Source organism: Flavobacterium ichthyis, assembly GCF_009915155.1.
Taxonomy (GTDB): Bacteria; Bacteroidota; Bacteroidia; order Flavobacteriales; family Flavobacteriaceae; genus Flavobacterium; species Flavobacterium ichthyis.
In genome coordinates, this window is sequence record NZ_JAABLM010000001.1 from 161182 (window position 1) to 182425 (window position 21244).

A 21244-nucleotide genomic window follows, 5' to 3' on the forward strand; every position below is an offset into this window, starting at 1 on the left:
TTATGAAAATAATACTAACCGTTATATTCACTTTTTATTTTTATTGGGCTTTCGCCGAAGAAAAAAAACCTTTACCATCGCGGTTTGAATCTTACAAACTCGAAAATATTTTAGGCGAATGTGATGCTTGCGGTTGTTCGGCAACAGGGGGAAGCATGGGGTTTAATTCGCTGGTTTCGGAAAATTTTATTGGGTTGAGATACTTGTATCAAAATTATAAAAGCCGTGATGGTGTATTCAATAATTCACCATGGATTGATGAAAATTTTTCGACCGTTCAACTTTGGGGACGCATTCCTATTGGTAAAAAAATTGAAATTACCGCATTGGTTCCGTATCAATTTTTGAATAGGAAAAAAGAATCCGGAAGTCAGAATTTAAGCGGAATTGGCGACATCAATTTGTTGGCTTTTTACAATTTGTACCAAACCCAAAATGATTCACTTGCATTGCAACACAAAATTTTGGTTGGAGCCGGAGTGAAAATTCCTACAGGAAAATTTGACAATGAAAATAATGGCAGCATCAACCCAAGTTTTCAGTTAGGAACCGGAAGTTGGGATTATAGTTTGGCAACAGAATATATTGTAACCCGCAAAAATATTGGGTTTAACGCTAATTTGAGTTACATTTTTAAAACCGAAAATAATCAAAATTATCAGTTTGGCGACCAGTTTAATTATGGTGGCGGATTTTTTTATACCACGAATATTAAAGAACTGATTGTCGTGCCACAATTGGGAGTTTCGGGCGAAAATTACCAGTATAACAAAGACCATCGCGAAAAAGTACCACTTACAAAAGGCGATATTTTTTTCGGAAGAATTGGATTGGAAACAGCTTTCAAAAAATTTTCTGCCGGGATGAATGTCATGCTTCCGATTAATCAAAATTTAAACGGAAACCGCGTGGAAGCCAATTACCGCCTGGCTTTTAATTTGAATTATATTTTGTAAAAAAGTACGCGTTGCAAAAAAAATGTCGGTTCAGTTTCGGACCGACATTTTTTTGTATCTGAAAAAACTATAAAGATTTTCGCTTTTTCCATAAAATATTTTCTTCAACTATTTTTTAAATTTAATAATCAAAAATACTAACGAAAACTGATTATTATGAATATTAAAAATTTTCTCTCAGGATTTGGTGGCGCCATTGTTCTCAATATTTTACACGAATCGTTTAAACATTCGGCGATAGATTCTCCGCGTATTGACAAGGTTGGCGAAGAAGCCGTGCAAAAAACATTAGGCTTTTTCGGCAAGCAGATTTCCAATCCTCAAACACTTTATAACACTACACTTGCCGGAGATTTGTTGAGCAATGCCGCTTATTACAGCATGATTGCAAAAGATCCAACAAACGCTTGGAGCAAAGCACTTTCTTTAGGACTTACTGCAGGAATTGGTGCTGTTATGATTCCGGAAAAAGTAGGATTGAATGACAAGCCTGTTGCCAAAAATACACAAAGACAAGTGTTAACCGTAGGTTTTTACGTAGCTGGAGCATTGGCAACTGCCGCAATTGTAAAACTTTTAGCAAAAAAATAATTCTCCAAAATAAAATTGTCCCGTTTTAAAAAGTGGTTTATTCGGCAAAATTTATTTGCTTTGCAATAAACCATTTTTTTATGCAACCGTTAACCATTTTACTGATTATCGTGATTTATTTCGGAGTGTTGATTGCGATTTCCAACATCGTCAGTCGCAAAGATTCCGGGAATGATGCTTTTTTTAAAGCCAATAAAAATTCTAAATGGTACTTGGTCGCGTTTGGGATGATTGGAACGGCGCTTTCGGGCGTGACGTTTATTTCGGTTCCAGGACAAGTCGGTTCGCCGGATATTCAGTTTAAATATTTTCAGTTTGTTTTAGGAAACGCCATCGGATTTATTTTGATTGCTAAAGTGTTGCTTCCGTTGTATTATCGGATGAATTTGACCTCAATTTACGGTTACATCGAACAGCGACTTGGCGTGGTTTCCTACAAAACGGCCGCCACCATTTTTCTCATCAGCCGCACAATTGGTTCTGCGGCAAGATTGTATTTGGTGGTTTTGGTTCTGCAGCGTTATGTGTTCGACTCGTTTGGTGTTCCGTTTTGGACAACCGTCATGATTTCTCTAGGATTAATTTTTGCTTATACGTATCGCGGCGGTTTAAAAACCATCATTATTACCGATACTTTGCAAACTTTATTTTTGGTTTCGTCCGTAATTTTCACCATTTATTTTATTTGCAATAGTTTAGATTACAACATTCCACAAGCGTTTGAAGCGGTGAAAAAAAGCAATTATTCTAAAATATTTTTCTACGAAGATTGGCTCAAAAGCAATCATTTTTTCAAACAAATTTTAGGCGGAATTTTTGTAACCATCGCTATGGTTGGACTCGACCAAGATTTAATGCAAAAAAACCTCAGCTGCAAAAACATTGGCGAAGCCCAAAAAAACATGTACACGTTTACTGGAATTTTTGTAGTCATCAACCTATTTTTCTTGAGCGTTGGTGCCTTACTTTACCTCTATGCAGAACAAAACGGCATTGCAATTCCTATGAAAAATGGCGTAGTCAAAACCGATTTATTGTTTCCGGAAATCGCCTTTAATCATCTTACTTTAATTCCGTCAGTTGTATTTTTATTGGGATTAACAGCAGCAACTTTCGCCACAACCGATTCGGCTCTAACAGCATTAACCACCTCATTTTGCGTAGATTTTTTAGGAATGGACAAAGCCGAAAACCCTAACGATAAAAAAATCGTTCGTCAACGACATGCCGTTCACATCGGTTTTTCAGCCCTAATGTTCGTCGTAATTTTGCTCATCAATTGGTTCAATAGCGATGCTGTTGTAGGATTAATTTTTAAAATTGCCGCTTACACTTACGGTCCTTTGCTCGGTTTGTACGGTTTCGGATTATTTGTAAAATCGAAAACGGTAAACGAAAAATTTGTGCCCTTGATTTGCATTTTGGCACCCGCCATCACGTTTATCATCAGCAGTTATTCCGCAGAAATTTTCGGAAATTATCAATTCGCCGAAGAATTAATTTTGCTCAACGGCGGTTTAACGTTCATCGGGTTGTTAACTATTAGCCGAAAGTCAGAAAATGTCGCCGCTTTTTAGTTGGTTATGAAACGAAAGGTTCAGGCATTTCAGCCATCGTTGTTCCCGCTTTCCGCAGTAGCTTTTTTTTTCACGACCCGGATAAAAATCGCAAATAATTAAAAAAAAGGCTACTTGCTTCAATCGGGGTTATAAGAGATTCCATTTTTATTTTTGGAATCGTCCCAGAAAACTATAATCAAAACTGCCCCGTTGACAACATCACTAAAGTACAAGCAATTTCTATTTCAATATCTTTTTCTCTGAGTAATTTATACAGTTCCGGGTTTTCGGTTCCGGGATTAAAAATCACTCTAATAGGATGTAACGACAAAATATAATCGTAATACTGGCGTTGGTTCTGGGGATTTAGATAAAGGGTAATGGTGTCGAGGTTCTCAAAATATTGTGGTTCTTTTTTAATATTAACGCCAAAAATTTCACCTTCTTTTAAACCAACTGCCACAACATCATGACCTTTATTGGTTAAACTTCTGATGGCCATGTAAGAATATCGAGATGGATTAGCAGACGCGCCAAGCACTAATGTTTTTTTAGAATTCATATCTTTATTTTCTACTAAATTTACGAAAATCCAGCATGACTTTTTCGGTTTTTATAAAAACAATAACGTTAGAGTTGGTCCTTATGTTCCTGATAAAAATTGGTTGGCAACATATCGCCTACTTTTTGTTGGCCTAAAAAACCACCAAAAACCAAAGCCGTCATTGGAGCATAGTTACCGTTGTCGTCCACGAGAATTTCATTTTCCACAAATTGTAAAATCGAAATATTTTTGCCATGCATAATTGTAAAATTCGTTGGTTTATCGCTATATTTATCTATTCGGCTGACTTCCATTTTACCATTAATCATTTCTTTTTTTATTTCAAATTGTCGGAGTGAGGGCTGCTTAATAAGTTTGACTTTTTTAAAATTTAGCGTATCAGAAACCGCCAAATAATCAGTTGGGGTCACCCGCATTTTATCAACAATCAAATAAAAATTATTGGAAGTCCAACTATTTTCAGCCATGGTCCGGATTAAATGTGGTACGGAACCTTTGTAAGTTTCCACCCGTTTTTTATCGGCTTTATTTTTTTTGGAAACATCTTGGTAAAAAGTCGTTCCGTAGAAAAAATCACGTATAATTGAAAAAGAATCTAACGTCATCGTTTTGTAGGCTACAGTCATCTCAACCAAATCAAAAAACACAATGTAATCTAATTCCGGATTTTCAATTTTTAAAGTTTTTTGAGCCGAAGCATGCAAAACATTGGTATCCATATCATAGAAAAGATGAATATCGTCTTCATTTAAAATTTTGCACTTTTGTCCTGATTTTGTTTTTCCTAAAAATTGTTGCCGAAAGACTTCCAACATTTTCTTTCGAGTAAAAGGCGATTTACCTACCACAACCTCCGGAATCGTGAAGGCATCCGGCTCTAAAAATGTTTTTATTTTTTTATGCTGAAAAACATTCTCTAACCGCGAAGTGATGTAACCTACATAACTAATTACCAGTTGTGATGCCGAAAATCCGTTAGCATCAATCGTAAAAAATCCATCTTCATTTGTAGTAGTACTTATGGTTGTCCCGTCAATATAAATTGTGGCCAAGGGTAAGGGTTGCTGGGTTTGACTATCAAAAACCTGACCTTCTAAAACCTGAGCAACAACGGTTTGGCAAAAAATAAAAAATAGTAAAAGTAATTTTTTCATGGCAGATATAAATTTAAGAAACACTTTCAAATATAAACAATTTGAGAGGTTTACATTTCTTTGGGTTCAAAATTATTTTGCAATCGTTCACAAATAATGATTTTTTATTGTTAATTTTACTCTTGACCACATCTTTTGCCCATAACTTTACCCACAAAAAATGGAAATTTTTATTTATGTTTTCGCCGCACTTTTTTCTGTTATCAATCCCATTGGTGCGGTTCCTATTTTTGTAGGTTTAACTCAAAACGACTCCAAACAAGAGCGTTCCCGGATTTCGATTTGGACCGCGATTAACGTTTTTATCATTTTAATCATTTCGTTTTTTGTGGGTCAATATGTTCTCAATTTTTTTGGGATTAGTATTGATGCTTTGCGAATTGCCGGAGGATTAATTATTTTAAATTCGGGGTTTGCCTTGTTATCCGGAAGATTTAGTAAAACACGTGGCGTAAATAAAAAAGTTGAGAATGATGCACAACAACGTAATGATATTGCGTTAACGCCTTTGGCAATTCCTATGTTAGCGGGACCAGGATCTATATCGTTACTAATTGCTTTGTACCAAGATTATAAAACGATTAACGACCAAATTTTGGTTTGTTTGGCAATTGCCGCTGTTGCCATTAGCATTTTTGCGATGATGCGAAGTGCTCATTATTTATCCAGAATTTTGGGAGCTTCGGGAATTGTTGCGATTTCCCGAATTATCGGATTTATAGTAATTGCGATTGGTGTGCAATACATCAGCAGTTCGGTAGTGAATATTCTGAAGACGTTGCAGTAGATTTTTAGATTTTTTCTTCAAAAGAAATTGCGATATGAGTTTTTTCATGGTTTGACTCATCTCATCTAAAAAATTCTTCCTTCGTCAGAATGACAAAGCGCAAAGTTGTTTTTAGCATAAACGTTGTCATAGCCCCGATAGTAACGGAAAGCCTTTTGAAAGAAAACGGTATTTTTTGTGCCGAAAAAAGAGCGACTCACGACAATTCGGGAGAAGCTTCTTTTTTGGGCTACAAAAAAAGCGTTTTCTAAAAAAGCTTGTAGTTCCGAAGTTTCGGAAGCGGGATTGGCTTCTAAAAAATATTTTAAAAATTTTATTCTTTCGGCAAGAAAATTTCTGCCATCATGCAACGTGCGCTTCCGCCGCCACAAGCTTCGATGATGTCGAGTTTGGCGTGTAGGATTTCGGCATGAAATTCGAGTTTTTTAATTTGCTCTTCTTTAAGGCTTTGGTAAGCGGCTTCGCTCATCACAAGAATTCGTTTGCCGTCAATGTTTTTCACCTCGAGCATGTTTCCGGCAAAGCTGTTGACTTGTGCTTCTGAGATTAAAATGATTTCTTTTCCGTCGCCTTTTAGGTTGTCGAGCACCATTTTGCGTTCTTTTTTGTCATCGATGGCATCGGCACAAATTACAGCAAAGGTTTCGCCTAGACACATCATTACGTTCGTGTGGTAAATTTGTTTTCGCTCGCCATTTACGGTTTGAAATGCTTCAAAAATCACGGGAGCATAATCGAAATCTTCGCAAAATTCTATAAAAAGTTCTTCGTCAGCTCGAGGCGAAAGTGCACAATAGGCTTTGGCATTTTGGCGGTCGAGCAGCAAACTTCCAGTTCCTTCTAAGAAAATGTTATCTTCTTCGGCTGAAGTGTAATCAATGATATTTTCGATTGTAAAACCTTTGTCTTCCAGCATATCAAGTATATCTTCGCGTCTTTCGGCACGTCGGTTTTCGGCAAACATAGGATATAAAGCAACATCGCCATTTTGATGAAAAGAAATCCAATTGTTCGGAAAAATTGAATCGGGTGTGTTGTTGCTAACCTCATCATTTACCACCGTTACATCTATTTTTGCCTCGCGAAGTTTTGCCACAAATGCGTCAAATTCTTCTTGCGCTTTTTGATTAACCGTTTCAGGTGAAAGGTTGTCGATTACTTTTTGGTAATAATTATTCACGGCAGTTTGTTCGTTCATGCGAAATGCCGCCGGACGAATCATCAGTATGGAATCTGTGGTTTGTCTCATTTTTTCCAAATTTTTGATTTTTGATATATGATTGATGATTGATAAATATGAATCACTAATCTCTAATTAACGGTAAAGTGGAACAACGTAATAATCCTTCTTGCTTGGATATTTCGGCATAAGGAATTTCTTCTACGGTAAATCCTTGGTTCCGCAACCAATTGTTGAGTCTTGTAAATTTTTGTTCCGAAACCACAACGTCTTCTGCTATGGAAAATACATTGGAATTCATGTGGTACATTTCGTCTCTATCGATGTGAAACAAATTTTCTTTACCAAAAAGATTCACTAAATATAAATAATCCGACTCTTGACGGAAACCACTTTTGTAAATGATCCCTTTGTTTTTGCCAACGGGCTGAAAACAACAGTCCAAATGCAAAGCGTTGTCTCTGGCTTCTAATTTCGATTTCACCAAGTCAAATTCCTTCACAATTTTATGTGGAAATAATTCTTTGATATAATTCACACCTTGCATATTAGTTCTGGCCGTGATGTAATCTTTATAATCCGAACCTTTGTAAGTTCCGATAAAAATATGGTCGTTCCACAACATCACATCACCACCTTCAATGTGTACTTCTTCCGGCGGACGAACTACCTTTTTCGGGTCGATTTGGTCGATAACATATTGAATGGCATCTAATTCTCTTTCACGATCCGGTAAAATATTGGCTTTGATAAAAATATCATCAATGACAAAACCGATGTCGCGTGTGAAAATTTGATTATAATTTTCAATCATTTCCGGACGAAAAACCTGTACATCGTATTTTTGAAATACTTGGTTAAAGGCTTCCATCTCGGCTACCATATCTTTTTCTACAGGATAAGTTCCTACCAAAATATGTTCTAAAGATTTTGGGTCGTAAGCTTCTTCGGGTGTTGGAGTTGGTCCATTATTTACGGCCGAACCCAAAACGACAGCCCTCAATCTCGACGTTTCATTTTTTACATTTAGTTGTAACATATAAAAGGGCTTTTGGCAAATATAGAAAAATCGATTTCGAAAAATTAATTTTTATCGAATTTTAAGCCGTTAAATTATCGAAAATAAAAAAAGCTCCACTTAGTTGTGAAGCTTGTTTATTAAATATTGATAAAAAAATTATCTTTTTTCGAAAGGAACAAAGTCTCTCAAAGCTGGACCTGTGTACACTTGACGCGGACGACCGATTGGCTCTTTGTTCAAACGCATTTCTTTCCATTGCGCAATCCATCCCGGAAGACGACCAATTGCAAACAGAACCGTAAACATATCCGTTGGGATTCCCAAAGCTCTGTAAATAATTCCTGAATAGAAATCTACGTTTGGATACAAGTTTCTTGACTTGAAATATTCGTCTTGCAAAGCAGATTCTTCTAATTTTTTGGCAATGTTCAAAATTGGATCATCCACTCCTAAAGTTGACAATACTTCGTCTGCCGCTTTTTTAATGATTTTAGCTCTTGGGTCAAAGTTTTTGTAAACTCTGTGTCCAAAGCCCATCAAACGGAACGGATCGTTTTTGTCTTTGGCTTTCGCCAAATATTTATCGGCATCACCGCCATTTTTCTGAATTTCTTCTAACATTTCCAAAACCGCTTGGTTTGCGCCACCGTGAAGTGGTCCCCAAAGTGCAGAAACTCCCGCAGAAATTGACGCAAATAACCCTGCGTGAGAAGAACCCACCATTCTTACTGTTGACGTAGAACAGTTTTGCTCGTGATCCGCATGAAGAATAAATAATTTATCTAAAGCCTGAACCACAGTTGGGTTGATTTTGTATGGTCCGGTTGGCAATGAAAACATTAGGTTCATGAAATTTTCCACATACCCTTTTGTATTATCGTAATAATTTAATGGATAACCCATTGCTTTTCTGTAAGTCCAAGTGGCAATTACCAAAAATTTACCCATTGTTTTACATACCGCATCGTACATATCTTTTTCGTTTTCTACATTAACCGATTTTGGGTTAAATGCTGTCAACGCACTAGTTAATGATGCTAAAACGCCCATTGGATGAGCGGTTTTGGGGAAGCCGTCAATGATATTTTTCATCTCCTCATTGACAAGTGTATGTTTACGAATATCATTTTCAAATTGCTCTAACTGTTTAGCAGTTGGCAATTCTCCGAAAATTAACAAGTAAGAAACTTCAAGAAAATCTGCTTTATCTGCCAAGTCTTCGATTGAATAACCACGGTAACGCAAAATTCCTTCTTCCCCGTCAAGGAAAGTAATTTCGCTTTTGCAAGATCCTGAATTTTTATAACCCGGATCTAAGGTAATGGCTCCGGTAGCGCTTCTTAATTTATCGATATCAATAGCTACTTCATTTTCGGTTCCCACAAAAATGGGGAATTCAATCTTTTTGCCATCAATTTCTAGTATTGCTGTTTTCGACATAATATTATAGGTAATTATTTAAATGTGTGTTTTTTTTAATTTAACAAAAATAGCAAATCGAAAAGGATTTAAAAAAGAATTATAGCAAGGTTTTCGTTAATTTTTCTTTAAATTTTGCAAAATTATCATAGATGGATATAAAACTAATTTTGATTATTTAATTTAAATTAAGAGAGGAAAAATTTTTCACAGTATTTTTAATCGATTAAAAAAAAAAACCGTTGCAATTATTATCGCAACGGTTTTATGATTATTTATGCTCTTAACCCAGATTATAGTGGAAACCAGGGTTAATTTCAAAAATTATTTTATTTTAAAAGCATTTTCGCCAGGGAAATAAGCGGTTGTGCCTAATTCTTCCTCGATGCGAAGCAATTGGTTGTATTTTGCCATACGATCTGAACGCGAAGCCGAACCGGTTTTGATTTGGCCACAGTTTAACGCCACCGCCAAATCTGCAATGGTGTTGTCTTCAGTTTCGCCCGAACGGTGTGACATTACCGAAGTATAACCCGCGTTATGCGCCATGTTTACTGCCGCGATAGTTTCGGTCAAAGTTCCGATTTGGTTTACTTTTACCAAGATGGAATTGGCGATTTTTTGGTCGATTCCTTTTTTAAGACGCTCCACATTGGTTACAAATAAATCGTCACCCACTAACTGAACTTTGTCGCCGATGAGTTCGGTTAAATATTTCCAACCGTCCCAGTCGTTTTCTTGCATTCCGTCTTCGATGGAGATGATTGGGTATTTGGTAGCCAATTCTGCCAAATATTCTGCTTGTTCTTTTGACGAACGGATTTTTCCGGTTTCGCCTTCAAACTTTTTATAATCGTAGTTTCCGTTTACATAAAATTCTGAAGCCGCACAGTCCAGTGCAATTTTCACGTCGTCACCAAAAGTGTAACCTGCGTTTTCTACCGCCAATTTGATAGAATCCAAGGCATCTTCAGTTCCTCCGGCAAGATTGGGTGCAAATCCACCTTCGTCACCCACAGCAGTACTCAAACCTCTGTCGTGTAATACTTTTTTAAGGTTGTGGAAAATTTCGGTTCCCATTTGCATCGCATGAGTAAACGTTTTGGCTTTTACCGGCATAATCATAAATTCTTGGAACGCAATTGGCGCGTCAGAATGTGAACCTCCATTAATGATATTCATCATCGGAACCGGAAGTGTATTTCCAGAAACACCACCAACATAGCGGTACAATGGCATATTCAATTCATTTGCAGCTGCTTTTGCAACAGCTAAAGAAACACCCAAAATAGCGTTAGCCCCAAGGTTAGATTTGTTTGGCGTTCCGTCTAGCTCGATCATTTTTTGATCGATTAGATTTTGCTCGAAAACAGAAGTTCCTAATAATTCTTCAGCAATCTTGATATTTACGTTTTCTACCGCTTGTCTTACACCTTTTCCCATAAAGGCTTTTCCGCCATCACGTAATTCCACCGCCTCATGTTCGCCGGTTGATGCTCCAGATGGTACCGCTGCTCTACCTAAAACGCCATGTTCTGTAACAACATCAACTTCAATTGTAGGGTTTCCTCTAGAATCAAGAATTTGTCTAGCGTGAACTTTGATAATAATGCTCATTTTGTTTATTTTTTATGAATTGTTTGTCTATTTTTTTTTTGAAACGGTAACAAATTTAACGATTTTAAAAAACAGAACCCTATAATTTTTAAAAACTTATAAACGCAAACGTTTGAGGGTTTTGGATTTAGGATTTTTTGATGGAAAAATTAAAAGGTTTTAAGATGAATTCATATTGCCCTTTAATTTTTAATCGTTTATTTACCCTAAAAGCCCAAATTTTTTACTATTTTTTTTGCTAAATGGAAAGCTCACGAGGAAAGGCACAAAGGCGCAATAGGTTATATCATCCTTGAAATTTAACTTTGCGCTTCGTCATGGAATTTGGACTGGTGCATCAGCGAACAAGCGAAACAATTTTTTTCACGAATGTTTCTTTATTGGAATTTGGCATTTAGTTATTGAAATTTAATTTTTAATTTGGGCATGTCCCGCCAGAAAAAGGCGGGTCGGGCTTTCCGCTTCAATCTTTTATTTTTTAAAGAAAAAAATAAAAGGATTTTCGCTTCAATCCCTCACGCAATAACATAAACCATTTTTGATCAATTACATACATTTAAGCCAACGTCACTGCAACTATATTTCACCCATAAGATTGCAAAAATCAACACAATCACTTACCTTTGATATAGAAAACAACATTGCGCTCCATAAAATTAAAATAATACCACCATTTAGAAAGCTGGCATTCATAGCCTACTTTTTAAAAAAATAGATAATACTATGAACCGAATATTTGACACCGAAATTTGGAAACCCATTAGCTTCGATATGGAGTTTACTAATGAATTTACGATGGAAATTTCTAACCATGGAAGGGTTCGCAGCTTTAATAAAATTTCAAATGGAAGAATACTGAAAGGCTCCATTACCGAAGGCTACAATATCATCAGGCTAAAACTATACAGACCTCGCGACCAGAAAACAGAAGAAAAATTTATTGAATTAAAAAACGAAATTTCTAATCTTTACAAATTAAGGCGTGAACAAGAAATTAGTATTGAGACTGTTAGAGCACGCGAACATCTTACGAAAAACATTGAAACAAAAAAGTTAGAGCTTAGCAAAAAACTTTTAAAAGACCTGAAAAAACGTACTATCAACCACCATTTTCTGGTACACCGATTGGTCGCAAGATATTTTTTGCCCACGCCACCACCTGAAAAAACTGTTGTGGGACATCTAGATTATAATAAACTTAACAACCATGTAAGTAATTTACGATGGATGTCGCCAGAGGAAAATCAGCAACATCAAAGCAAAAGTCCATACGTAATTGCTGAAAAAAAATGGCGGAAATACACCAAAAAAGCGAAAATTAAAGGACAAAAGCTAACAACCACCGAGGTGATGCATATTAAAATACAGCTTAGAAGAAATAAACCCGCAAGACAAATTGCAAAACAATTTGACATTTCAGAAATGCAGGTTTATCGGATAAAACGTGGCGAAAACTGGTCGCATATTACCATTCCGGACTAAAGTATTATTTGAGAATTGCAGCTCTGAAAAGTATTGCGAGTATTTAACACTGGTGTAAAATGATTGATATTACACTTAGAGAAGGGAAAATAGTTTATAAATTGTTCACTCGTTTTCGATGTAACTTGGTTTTTGATCAATATTTATTTGGTTTTATAGTCTATTTTGAGAATAGATTTTAAACCCTCATAGTTTTTTTCTAAAAAACTTTCCCACCTTACGGCTTCCCGGACAAAAACTCAATAAAACATTTTTATCTTAGCCTTACCATAATAATACGGTTATCGACTTTCTTTTCACTTTATCGATTTGCATTGAAAAGTTGGATTTTTTTGGGTAGTATTGTGGAATGAGTATACGTGGTTAATGGCTTGTATACATTTATTGTAGGCAATTTTACCGCAGAATACTTAAAACTAAATAAAAATAAAAATGACAAAAAAAATTCTAACTCTATTTTTCCTTGTTTCATTAAATCTTATTAATGCACAAGACAAACCAAATGATTATCTAAAAAATTTCAATAATGAATTAAAAATATGGAAAAACACATACTCAAACTTTAATTTAGATGAGTTTGAAGTTGAAGAAAAAACCAATTTTAAAGATTTATACTCTGAAAAAGTTCCTTTTAAAAATTTAAACCAAGAATATAAAACTATTGGAACATATTCTCCAAAGAAGTCAAAATTTATAGACATTTATTCATATTTAAATTTGGAAAAGAATGGAAATTCATATGATGCAATAGTTGATGTAGACCAAAATATTGTGCTATATCAAATAAATGAAAATACAAAAACTACATTATTAAGCTGTGGTAGTTCAAAAGGAATTGATGAAGTTTTTTGGGTAAACGAAAAGAAACTATTGTTAGTTGGAACACAATATTTAGAAGTAAAAAAACCAATTATCATTATTGTTGATTTTGAAAATTCAACTGTAACTGAATATGCTAACACAAATAATAATTGCACGCAAAAAAGTAAATATAATTCTCCAAAACTTAAATTAATTAATATAAAAGGTCTGTAAAATGAAAAAAACAATTTTAGTATTAGCTTTTATTTCATTTGTCTTTGTTTCTTGCAAACAAGAAACTAAAAATGATGAAATCAAAAATGATTATTCTCAGATTTTTAATTCAAAAGAATTAATAGAATTAAAAAACACAATTACAGAACCAAAAGAAAAATATAGTTTCTATAAGCATCTTTATTTAGTTGCAAAATTAGAAGATTTAAAAAATTCAGAAAATAAAGATTTAAGTGAGTTAAAAAATTATTCTGATAAAACATTAATTGAATTGAGTAAAATTATTATTGACGAGTATACATCAAATAATAAAGATGAAAATATGGATTCTATTCCAAGTTTTACAGGTTTACTAACAAGGAATCAAATAATTACAAAACTTGATAGTGTTTTTTCTACGAAAAAATATAATCTTTCAGAAGTAATGCACGAAACTTTTGTTGGAACTTTAAATGGCGGTACTTTTCCTGAAACAATTAAAGACAACATTATAACCTTACAACGTAGCTTTGGAACAGGTGCGAGTCAAGTTTACACATATATTTTAGTAGAAAATGAAAATGTAACTAATTTAGGTCAAGTTTATGATTATTTAAGTAAATCAGAGTATGATAAACTTGAAAATGAAATAAAAAATGTTGCGAAAAATTATAACGGAATGTGCTCAAGAACTGGAACCGAAATAACGAAAACAGAAGATAAATATTTGATAAGTTTTACTGCATATCAAAATGAAGATGCGGGTTGTTGTCCTACATTGTCGATTTCTTACGAAACAAAAGATTTTATAAATATTATTCCAAATACAATAAAAACGAAAATAGAAAATTAAAAACTGCCTACAACACAGGTTTTGCAGGATTGCGTGTTTTGGGCTTAATTTGAAGTTGGTTTTGTATCTTTGAGTTTAGTATTAAACCGTAAGTTTCGGGCTTATTTAGTCCGCAACCTCGCCAAGCGCCGGAACGTTCGCTGTTATTTTACCGAACGACACTACAAAATGAACAACAAAATAAATGAAGAAACTTTTTACAATCCTTTCCATACTACTGACAACTTTTTCCACCTTTGCACAGGTTGACAAAAATTCAGACCTATACAAAACAATTCTTGTAAAGGACAGTTTGCTTTTTGATGTTGGTTTTAACCATTGCAACATTAAACAGTTTGAAAATTTGTTAAGCGACAATCTTAAATTTTATCACGATAAAGACGGTATTTCCGACAAAACAAAATTTCTAACTGACTTAAAAAATGGAATTTGCAACAACCAAACTAATCGCCAAGTTCAGCGATTTTTGGTAAAAGAAAGTACCGAAATATTTCCACTTTATAAAAATGGTATTCTCTATGGTGCAGTTCAGAATGGAGAACATAAATTTTCAGAAAAAAGAGAAAGTCAAGGCGGAATAGCAAAGTTTACAAACGTTTGGCAATTAGAAAATGGCGAATGGAAACTAACAACTTCTTTTAGTTTTGACCATCAAGCTGACGACACTAAAAAAACAGAAAAATCAATTTTTGACAATGAAACAGAAATTGAAAAATGGTTGAAAGAAAAAAAAGTACCAACTCTGGGAATTGGCGTTATTGAAAATGGTAAACTGCAACAAGTAAAAGTTTTTGGCGAAATTTCAAAAGGAATTTCTGCACCATACAACACTATTTTCAATGTTGCTTCTTTAACTAAACCCGTAACAGCAATGGTTGCGTTAAAGTTGGTGAGTTTGGGTAAGTGGAACTTGGACGAACCAATCTATAAATATTGGACTGACCCAGATATTACCAACGACCCACGAAATAAAAAACTTACGACAAGAATTATTTTGAGCCACCAAACGGGATTTCCGAATTGGCGATATATGAATGAAAATAAAAAACTCAACTTTCAATTTGAACCAGGCACGAAATATCAATATTCGGGTGAAGGAATGGAATATTTGCGAAAGGCATTAGAAAAAAAGTTCAATAAATCATTACAACAATTGGCTAACGAACTTATTTTTCAGCCACTAAAAATGACCGATACAAGATATGTTTGGGACAAAAATGTAGACACAAAAAGATTGGCAATTGGCTACGACAAAAATGGAAACACATACGAAACGGTAAAAAATACCACACCTAATGCAGCAGACGATTTATTGACAACGATTGAAGATTACGGAAACTTTTTGGTAAGTGTAATGAATGGTGATGACTTATCCAAAAATGTATTTGAAGAAATGACCAAAAATCAAGTAGCCAGCACAAAAGGAAAACACTTTGGTTTGGGTTTTGAAATTTATGATTTAGGAAATGGCGAAATAGCCTTGTCTCACGGTGGTTCAGACAATGGTGTTCAAACAATTGTATTTATTTTACCAAAAACAAAACAAGGACTTTTGATTTTCACAAATTCAGACACGGGCGGAAGCGTTTTTGAGAATCTGTTGAAACATTATTTAGGAGAGAATGGACAAAAAATTTTTGACATTGAGACAAGATAAAAAACTACAGCTAACAAGGATTTTGCAATAGTGGGGCGAAATCCGTGCCCGCAATAAACCTCAAAAAAAAACCGCTCCGCAAAGTCTCCCGACTTTGCGGCAAAAAACAACAACCTCAAAATCCCCCTCAAAAAAAAATTCAAAAAAAATACCCCAAAAAAATACAACCCAAACATTTTTTTAGTAAAATTGTAACATATTTCCCCAATATATCTTTAAAAATCTAAATTTAAAATAATTAATTATGGGGAAATATGTACAAGAGAACATTCACGCCATCCGCCTCACACGCGGATTGTCTCAGAAACAATTGGGCGAATAGGTCAACCTAAGCGAAAGTTATATCGGCAAAATCGAAAGACGCCAACAAAAACTCACAGATAAAAACTTCAGCAATATCTGTCAAGCACTGCAAACTACGCCACAAGTTTTAAACGGCCCATACCTCAATCCGGTCTTTAGCTACATTGAGTAAGAAATTCCAATAGAAAAAATTTCCAAATTCAAAAGCGAAGCGTAATTTCAATTACAAAATTCAAAAAAATTAAAACATTCGTGCATTCGTGGTAATCCAACAAAATACCCACAAAATAGTAATCGAATAAATTATAAAAAATGAAAAATTTAATCTTAATTATCGCAACCGTACTGTTATTTTGTTCTTGCCAAAGTGACGACAACAATAACAGTACTGACTTATACGGCAAATGGCAACTCATCGCACAACAAGAGTTTGACGATTTGATAGAAGAAGAGGAAGAATCGACACCGCTGGTTTGGCATTCCGTTGAAAATGGAGAAATTTATGAGTTTCGCGCCAATGCCACCTTTTCAAAATCAGGAGCAATTGTTAACAATTATCAGGGAACTTATCAATACCAGTCGTCAGCGAACGTACTAACCTTACAATGTAATAATAACGATATTCCAAGCGAATACCAAATCGAATGGCTTGAAAACAATAGCCAAATTATCCTAACGCGATTAAACGGAGATTGGGTTCAAGGATCAAAGATCAAGCTTCAAAAGATAGAGTAAACCTATTTTTCAAAACAACAAAACCTGCAGGATTTTCTCTTGCAGGTTTTTTTTTGAAAATTTTAAAACACACATTCATCAAAAATCATCCCCGAAACAAAATGCATCAATCATAAAGAAAACCCGATAGCGCGGATTTTCAATCCGTGCCCGCAATCAACTTCAAAAAACGAAAAACCATTTACTCCCGTAAATGGTTTTCATTTTTTAAATTATTTTTGGTTTTAGTTTTTGCATTCCCCCTTTTTCTTGCCTCCCGCCATTTCGTACTGCGAACTGTTTTTACCGTACTTTGTAGCAACGCCATAAGTATGCGTTCGTTCCAATCATTCAATACTTCAATTTGTGCAAAGCACCGCTAACAGGAACTTTACGTTAAAGTTAAATTGCACCTTTCAAAACTTTTCAATCTATTTACGACTAAATCAAATTTAATTAGTAAATTGTCAATAATTTTATAAATATAAATGTTCTGTACGAAAAAAATTGAGAATAATTAACCGAAAACCCTTTAAATTAGGATTAAAAAAGTTACGATAATTTCTACAATTATATCATTAGCGCTAATCTTTTTTGTCACTGGTTGTGGAAATGACCACGTTGAAAACGACAACCCTAATATTTCTTTAAATAATAAATATTTAGAGATAATTAGAAAGCAAACTCAAAACAAAATCTCTAGTGAAGTACCAGCCACAAAATTGTACAAACGAATGATAGAAAATAAAGGTAATTTAGGTTCGGTAATTTCAATTTCTACTGAGGAAATAGATTTACAAAATTTAAACGATTCCTTTAATGGGTTCCCTGAAAATAAAACTATTGTTTCGATTGGCTTTTTAAATTTTCAAAACGTGACGGGCTGGATATTTACCCATCACTACGATAGTTCCAATATTCTAAAATTCAACTGTTACAAAATAAATAATTTGAGTGAATTAGAATTAACAGAATATCAAGATATAGTTGTCTCTAATATTATTTTAAACAACATTATCTACGTGGCAAACGAATTGGCACCTGGAGCCGACATCGAAATTATTGGCATAAAAGAATTGCTAACAATGCATTTTAACTCGCCATATGATGATTTAAGTCTAATGAATTTTAGAAGCAGTTATAATCTAGATAAGTACAATCACTTAGATGATCTATCATTAGTGGATGGAAGTGGGGGAGGTTGCGGAATTACACATCATTGCTGGAGTGGAGGTGGACAATGTCATCCTTTTGGTGGCGGATGTCGGGAACGCTCATGCGGACGTACAGGAATGAGTAACTTCATTCAAGAGTTCTCCACAAGCGATAATTATCATCTATTCAATAGCGTTATATCAATAGAAAAATCATACGAAGTAAGAGATGAACTAAATGATACTAATAATGGTAAATTTTTTGTAGACGCGTTCTATTCAATTTCTGACCATTTGAACAGTTCTACCGACTTATTCTTAGCAATGGAGCTAATAAGCAATTTAGACAAATATGATGAAATTATATCAGCGTTTACCAGTAATAATTCTTCACTTATCGTCACTGACGAACACATTGAGTCAATTAGCAGTATTCTTTTGATTTCATCAAGCAAATCTGACAGCGATGTATATAAAGTAGTAACAAACGACCTGATAAAAATTTCGAACAGGTTTAGAAATAAGAATTTAAATGATATTAAACTGGAACTATCTAATTAAATTAACACTTCATATTTTTGAAACTTTATTCATTGCGGTGTTTTCAATCAGTCTATACTGGATACTGTATGATCTACTAATTGATCATTTAAATAATTCAAACAAAATGTATTTTATGAATGAGTTCCGGCTGTTAATTTTTATCGTCATAACGCATTTTATTACAGAAACTTTCAAGTGGAATAATTATGTAAAAAATTTACTGTCGGCAATATTATTTTCCTACAGCCTAATTCAGTTACTAATTTTAACCTTTAAATATTGTGTCCCTGAGTACAACTATGAATTACTAAGTAAAGTAATTATCTTCGTGATAACCTTGGCAATCCTCATTTGGAATACTTTAAAGTTATTAAAACGAAACAGGCTTGACACTTTTAAAATTGTGATATCCGTGGTTTTGATATTGTTCGACTTAGTATATTCTCTATTAATCTACCATTCTCTATACGATTTTCTATGGTAGAGAGAGGCAACAAATTATGTGTATCCCCACTCCGCAAACTTTCCCGACTTTGCGGCTAAAAACACACACAAATCCACAAAAAAAGACGCTTAAAGCGCCTTTTCCTCAAATTCTTTTTTAGATTGCTCAATGTTTTCTATAAAAATATCAAACAAATAACTCGAGTCATGCGGACCCGGACTCGCCTCCGGATGGTACTGCACCGAAAAACAATTCTTGTTCTTCATGCGCATTCCCGCAACAGTGTTATCGTTTCCGTGGAAATGTGTGATTTCAAAATCAGGATGTTTTTCTAATTCTTCTCTGTTTACGGCAAAACCGTGATTTTGAGAAGTAATTTCGCCTTTACCGGTAATGGTATTCATTACAGGATGGTTGATGCCTCTGTGTCCGTTGAACATTTTGTAGGTAGAAATGCCGTTTGCCAAAGCCAACACCTGATGTCCTAAACAAATCCCAAACACAGGATCATTGTTGGCCAATATTTTTTTGGCAATACCTATCGCACCGTAAAGTGGATCCGGATCTCCGGGACCATTACTCAAGAAAAACCCATCCGGATTAAACGCTTTCATTTCCTCATAACTCGTATCAAAAGGAAACACTTTAATATAACAATCGCGTTTTGCCAAATTGCGTAAAATATTCTTTTTAATGCCTAAATCTAAAGCGGCTATTTTATATTTGGCATCAGATTCACCTATAAAGTAAGGCGTTTTGGTCGAAACTTTGCTGGCTAACTCTAATCCTTTCATATCCGGGATTTCTGCCAACAATGATTTTAATTCGTCAATTGATTTTCCATCGGTAGAAATTACTGCATTTTGTGCACCATTGTCGCGAATGTACGCCACTAAAGCGCGGGTATCTACATCAGAGATGCAAACCAGGTTGTGTTTCTTAAAATAATCTTCTAAACTTTCGGTGGAGTTTACGCGCGAACGTGTAAAGGAAAAATTTTTACAAACCAATCCTGATATCATGATTTGATCGGCTTCAATATCTTCTTGGTTCACGCCGTAGTTCCCGATATGGGCATTGGTAGCCACCATAATTTGCCCGAAATAACTTGGATCGGTAAAAATTTCTTGGTAACCCGTCATTCCGGTATTAAAGCAAACTTCGCCAAAGGTCGTGCCTTCAATACCCATAGATTTTCCGTAGAAGATGGTGCCGTCTGCCAAGAGAATAATGGCTTTTTGTCGTGTGGTATATTTCATTTTTAGTAGTTATTTTTTTTGTATTCGTGTTACTTGCAAAAATATTGCCAAGTGTGTTTGTGTTGTTGTGGTGCAAATTTAGTTCAATTTGCGGGTATCTGAAAATTCTTTTTTTAGTTTGTCGGGTAACAATTATTTACATTATGTTGTCATTAAAACGAAGGAGGAAACTAACCCCTAATTCTTTTTTTAGTCGCTTCCTTCGTCGGGATGACAAGATTGTATATAATAATTTATTGACAAAGTTTGGAACTCCCGTTTAAAAAATGCTTTTTGATGGTATTAGCCCCGATTGAAAGCTGTAGCTTTTTTGGCTTTTTCTGCCAAAAAACTACTGCGGAAAGCGGGAACTACGTTTAAAAAACGCTGAACGATTGGCTGCAAATTCAAAAAAAAAAGGATAAACCGTGATGGCTTATCCTTTTTTGTTATGATGCAATGAGTTTTCTCATTATTCTGCAGCGTCTGTTGAAGTTTCTTCTGAAGCTTTTGGAGTTTCAACTTTTGGAGCTTCTTCCACAGTTTCTTCAGCTTTTTTAGCTTTTCCACCACGACGGCTTTTCGCTTTTTTCACTTCTTTTTTACCACCGTTGTACAATTCGTTGAAGTCAACTAATTCAATCATGGCCATATCTGCGTTATCTCCAAGACGGTTTCCTAACTTGATGATACGGGTGTATCCTCCAGGACGGTCTCCTACTTTAGCGGCTACGTCTCTAAAAAGATCGGTAACTGCATATTTGTTTCTTAGGTATGAGAAAACGATACGACGGTTGTGAGTTGTATCTTCTTTTGATTTTGTAATCAATGGCTCAACAAATTGTTTAAGCGCTTTTGCTTTAGCAACAGTAGTGTTAATACGTTTGTGCTCGATAAGTGAGCAAGCCATATTAGACAACATAGATTTTCTATGAGCTGACTGTCTGCTTAAGTGATTTATTTTTTTTCCGTGTCTCATGACGTTTTTTGTT

At 34.8% G+C, this 21244-nt stretch carries 18 protein-coding genes; 10 read left to right on the plus strand and 8 right to left on the minus strand.

Features of this window, described 5'->3' with window-relative positions:
* Positions 1-2 precede the first annotated feature (2 nt).
* The 3 genes from GV828_RS00630 (at position 3) to GV828_RS00640 (ending at position 3124) form a co-directional block, all read left to right on the plus strand.
* The gene (locus GV828_RS00630) at positions 3-956 is read left to right on the plus strand and encodes a transporter family protein (RefSeq protein ID WP_166535535.1); all 954 of its coding nucleotides are present in this window, start codon (positions 3-5) and stop codon (positions 954-956) included.
* Positions 957-1112: 156 nt separating this feature from the next.
* A complete protein-coding gene (locus tag GV828_RS00635) occupies positions 1113-1547 on the plus strand; it encodes a hypothetical protein (RefSeq protein WP_166535536.1) in 435 nt (144 codons plus the stop codon).
* 80 nt (positions 1548-1627) lie between these two features.
* The gene (locus GV828_RS00640; RefSeq protein ID WP_166535537.1) at positions 1628-3124 is read left to right on the plus strand and encodes a sodium:solute symporter; all 1497 of its coding nucleotides are present in this window, start codon (positions 1628-1630) and stop codon (positions 3122-3124) included.
* Positions 3125-3302: 178 nt separating this feature from the next.
* Here the strand turns inward: GV828_RS00640 and GV828_RS00645 are convergent, their stop codons facing one another.
* Together GV828_RS00645 and GV828_RS00650 are read right to left on the minus strand one after the other, a co-directional pair.
* Positions 3303-3668: a CoA-binding protein gene (locus GV828_RS00645; RefSeq protein WP_166535538.1), complete on the minus strand. Its 366-nt coding sequence runs from the start codon at positions 3666-3668 to the stop codon at positions 3303-3305.
* 68 nt (positions 3669-3736) lie between these two features.
* A complete protein-coding gene (locus GV828_RS00650; RefSeq protein WP_166535539.1) occupies positions 3737-4825 on the minus strand; it encodes a carboxypeptidase-like regulatory domain-containing protein in 1089 nt (362 codons plus the stop codon).
* A gap of 160 nt (positions 4826-4985) precedes the next feature.
* Here GV828_RS00650 and GV828_RS00655 point away from each other — a divergent pair, with 160 nt between their 5' ends.
* Complete coding sequence (locus GV828_RS00655) at positions 4986-5612, plus strand: MarC family NAAT transporter (RefSeq protein ID WP_166535540.1); 627 nt, start codon at positions 4986-4988, stop codon at positions 5610-5612.
* Positions 5613-5925: 313 nt separating this feature from the next.
* Here the strand turns inward: GV828_RS00655 and ctlX are convergent, their stop codons facing one another.
* From ctlX to eno, 4 genes are all read right to left on the minus strand, one after another.
* A complete protein-coding gene (ctlX, locus tag GV828_RS00660; protein ID WP_166535541.1) occupies positions 5926-6861 on the minus strand; it encodes a citrulline utilization hydrolase CtlX in 936 nt (311 codons plus the stop codon).
* Positions 6862-6916: 55 nt separating this feature from the next.
* Positions 6917-7831 (minus strand): dimethylarginine dimethylaminohydrolase family protein, encoded by a 915-nt coding sequence (locus GV828_RS00665; protein ID WP_166535542.1) that lies wholly within the window; start codon positions 7829-7831, stop codon positions 6917-6919.
* A 138-nt stretch (positions 7832-7969) separates the two neighbouring features.
* Positions 7970-9253 carry a citrate synthase gene (locus GV828_RS00670; protein ID WP_166535543.1) on the minus strand — a complete coding sequence of 428 codons (1284 nt, stop codon included), beginning with the start codon at positions 9251-9253 and terminating at the stop codon, positions 7970-7972.
* A 303-nt stretch (positions 9254-9556) separates the two neighbouring features.
* The gene (gene eno, locus GV828_RS00675) at positions 9557-10849 is read right to left on the minus strand and encodes a phosphopyruvate hydratase (RefSeq protein ID WP_166535544.1); all 1293 of its coding nucleotides are present in this window, start codon (positions 10847-10849) and stop codon (positions 9557-9559) included.
* 723 nt (positions 10850-11572) lie between these two features.
* On the opposite strand from eno, the gene GV828_RS00680 reads away from it, so the two are divergent.
* The 6 genes from GV828_RS00680 (at position 11573) to GV828_RS00705 (ending at position 18587) form a co-directional block, all read left to right on the plus strand.
* Positions 11573-12331, plus strand: a complete 759-nt coding sequence (locus GV828_RS00680) for an HNH endonuclease (protein WP_166535545.1) — start codon at positions 11573-11575, stop codon at positions 12329-12331.
* A 432-nt stretch (positions 12332-12763) separates the two neighbouring features.
* Positions 12764-13366 carry a hypothetical protein gene (locus GV828_RS00685; protein ID WP_166535546.1) on the plus strand — a complete coding sequence of 201 codons (603 nt, stop codon included), beginning with the start codon at positions 12764-12766 and terminating at the stop codon, positions 13364-13366.
* A gap of 1 nt (position 13367) precedes the next feature.
* Positions 13368-14198 (plus strand): hypothetical protein, encoded by an 831-nt coding sequence (locus GV828_RS00690; RefSeq protein ID WP_166535547.1) that lies wholly within the window; start codon positions 13368-13370, stop codon positions 14196-14198.
* A gap of 184 nt (positions 14199-14382) precedes the next feature.
* Complete coding sequence (locus tag GV828_RS00695; protein ID WP_166535548.1) at positions 14383-15855, plus strand: serine hydrolase; 1473 nt, start codon at positions 14383-14385, stop codon at positions 15853-15855.
* Positions 15856-16470: 615 nt separating this feature from the next.
* Positions 16471-16893: a hypothetical protein gene (locus GV828_RS00700; RefSeq protein ID WP_166535549.1), complete on the plus strand. Its 423-nt coding sequence runs from the start codon at positions 16471-16473 to the stop codon at positions 16891-16893.
* Positions 16894-17606: 713 nt separating this feature from the next.
* Positions 17607-18587, plus strand: a complete 981-nt coding sequence (locus GV828_RS00705; RefSeq protein WP_166535550.1) for a hypothetical protein — start codon at positions 17607-17609, stop codon at positions 18585-18587.
* A gap of 555 nt (positions 18588-19142) precedes the next feature.
* On the opposite strand, the gene carA is transcribed toward GV828_RS00705, so the two are convergent.
* Together carA and rplQ are read right to left on the minus strand one after the other, a co-directional pair.
* Complete coding sequence (gene carA, locus GV828_RS00710; protein WP_166535551.1) at positions 19143-20273, minus strand: glutamine-hydrolyzing carbamoyl-phosphate synthase small subunit; 1131 nt, start codon at positions 20271-20273, stop codon at positions 19143-19145.
* Positions 20274-20724: 451 nt separating this feature from the next.
* Positions 20725-21231, minus strand: coding sequence for a 50S ribosomal protein L17 (rplQ, locus tag GV828_RS00715; protein WP_166535552.1), 507 nt, complete (start codon positions 21229-21231; stop codon positions 20725-20727).
* Between the last annotated feature and the right edge of the window lie 13 nt (positions 21232-21244).

What these genes read in the sequence shown, in the direction of transcription:
- GV828_RS00630 (WP_166535535.1), top strand. Translation starts at nt 3, where the DNA reads ATGAAAATAATACTAACCGTTATATTCACTTTTTATTTTTATTGGGCT.
- GV828_RS00635 (WP_166535536.1), top strand. Translation starts at nt 1,113, where the DNA reads ATGAATATTAAAAATTTTCTCTCAGGATTTGGTGGCGCCATTGTTCTC.
- GV828_RS00640 (WP_166535537.1), top strand. Translation starts at nt 1,628, where the DNA reads ATGCAACCGTTAACCATTTTACTGATTATCGTGATTTATTTCGGAGTG.
- GV828_RS00645 (WP_166535538.1), bottom strand. Translation starts at nt 3,668, where the DNA reads ATGAATTCTAAAAAAACATTAGTGCTTGGCGCGTCTGCTAATCCATCT.
- GV828_RS00650 (WP_166535539.1), bottom strand. Translation starts at nt 4,825, where the DNA reads ATGAAAAAATTACTTTTACTATTTTTTATTTTTTGCCAAACCGTTGTT.
- GV828_RS00655 (WP_166535540.1), top strand. Translation starts at nt 4,986, where the DNA reads ATGGAAATTTTTATTTATGTTTTCGCCGCACTTTTTTCTGTTATCAAT.
- ctlX (WP_166535541.1), bottom strand. Translation starts at nt 6,861, where the DNA reads ATGAGACAAACCACAGATTCCATACTGATGATTCGTCCGGCGGCATTT.
- GV828_RS00665 (WP_166535542.1), bottom strand. Translation starts at nt 7,831, where the DNA reads ATGTTACAACTAAATGTAAAAAATGAAACGTCGAGATTGAGGGCTGTC.
- GV828_RS00670 (WP_166535543.1), bottom strand. Translation starts at nt 9,253, where the DNA reads ATGTCGAAAACAGCAATACTAGAAATTGATGGCAAAAAGATTGAATTC.
- eno (WP_166535544.1), bottom strand. Translation starts at nt 10,849, where the DNA reads ATGAGCATTATTATCAAAGTTCACGCTAGACAAATTCTTGATTCTAGA.
- GV828_RS00680 (WP_166535545.1), top strand. Translation starts at nt 11,573, where the DNA reads ATGAACCGAATATTTGACACCGAAATTTGGAAACCCATTAGCTTCGAT.
- GV828_RS00685 (WP_166535546.1), top strand. Translation starts at nt 12,764, where the DNA reads ATGACAAAAAAAATTCTAACTCTATTTTTCCTTGTTTCATTAAATCTT.
- GV828_RS00690 (WP_166535547.1), top strand. Translation starts at nt 13,368, where the DNA reads ATGAAAAAAACAATTTTAGTATTAGCTTTTATTTCATTTGTCTTTGTT.
- GV828_RS00695 (WP_166535548.1), top strand. Translation starts at nt 14,383, where the DNA reads ATGAAGAAACTTTTTACAATCCTTTCCATACTACTGACAACTTTTTCC.
- GV828_RS00700 (WP_166535549.1), top strand. Translation starts at nt 16,471, where the DNA reads ATGAAAAATTTAATCTTAATTATCGCAACCGTACTGTTATTTTGTTCT.
- GV828_RS00705 (WP_166535550.1), top strand. Translation starts at nt 17,607, where the DNA reads ATGATAGAAAATAAAGGTAATTTAGGTTCGGTAATTTCAATTTCTACT.
- carA (WP_166535551.1), bottom strand. Translation starts at nt 20,273, where the DNA reads ATGAAATATACCACACGACAAAAAGCCATTATTCTCTTGGCAGACGGC.
- rplQ (WP_166535552.1), bottom strand. Translation starts at nt 21,231, where the DNA reads ATGAGACACGGAAAAAAAATAAATCACTTAAGCAGACAGTCAGCTCAT.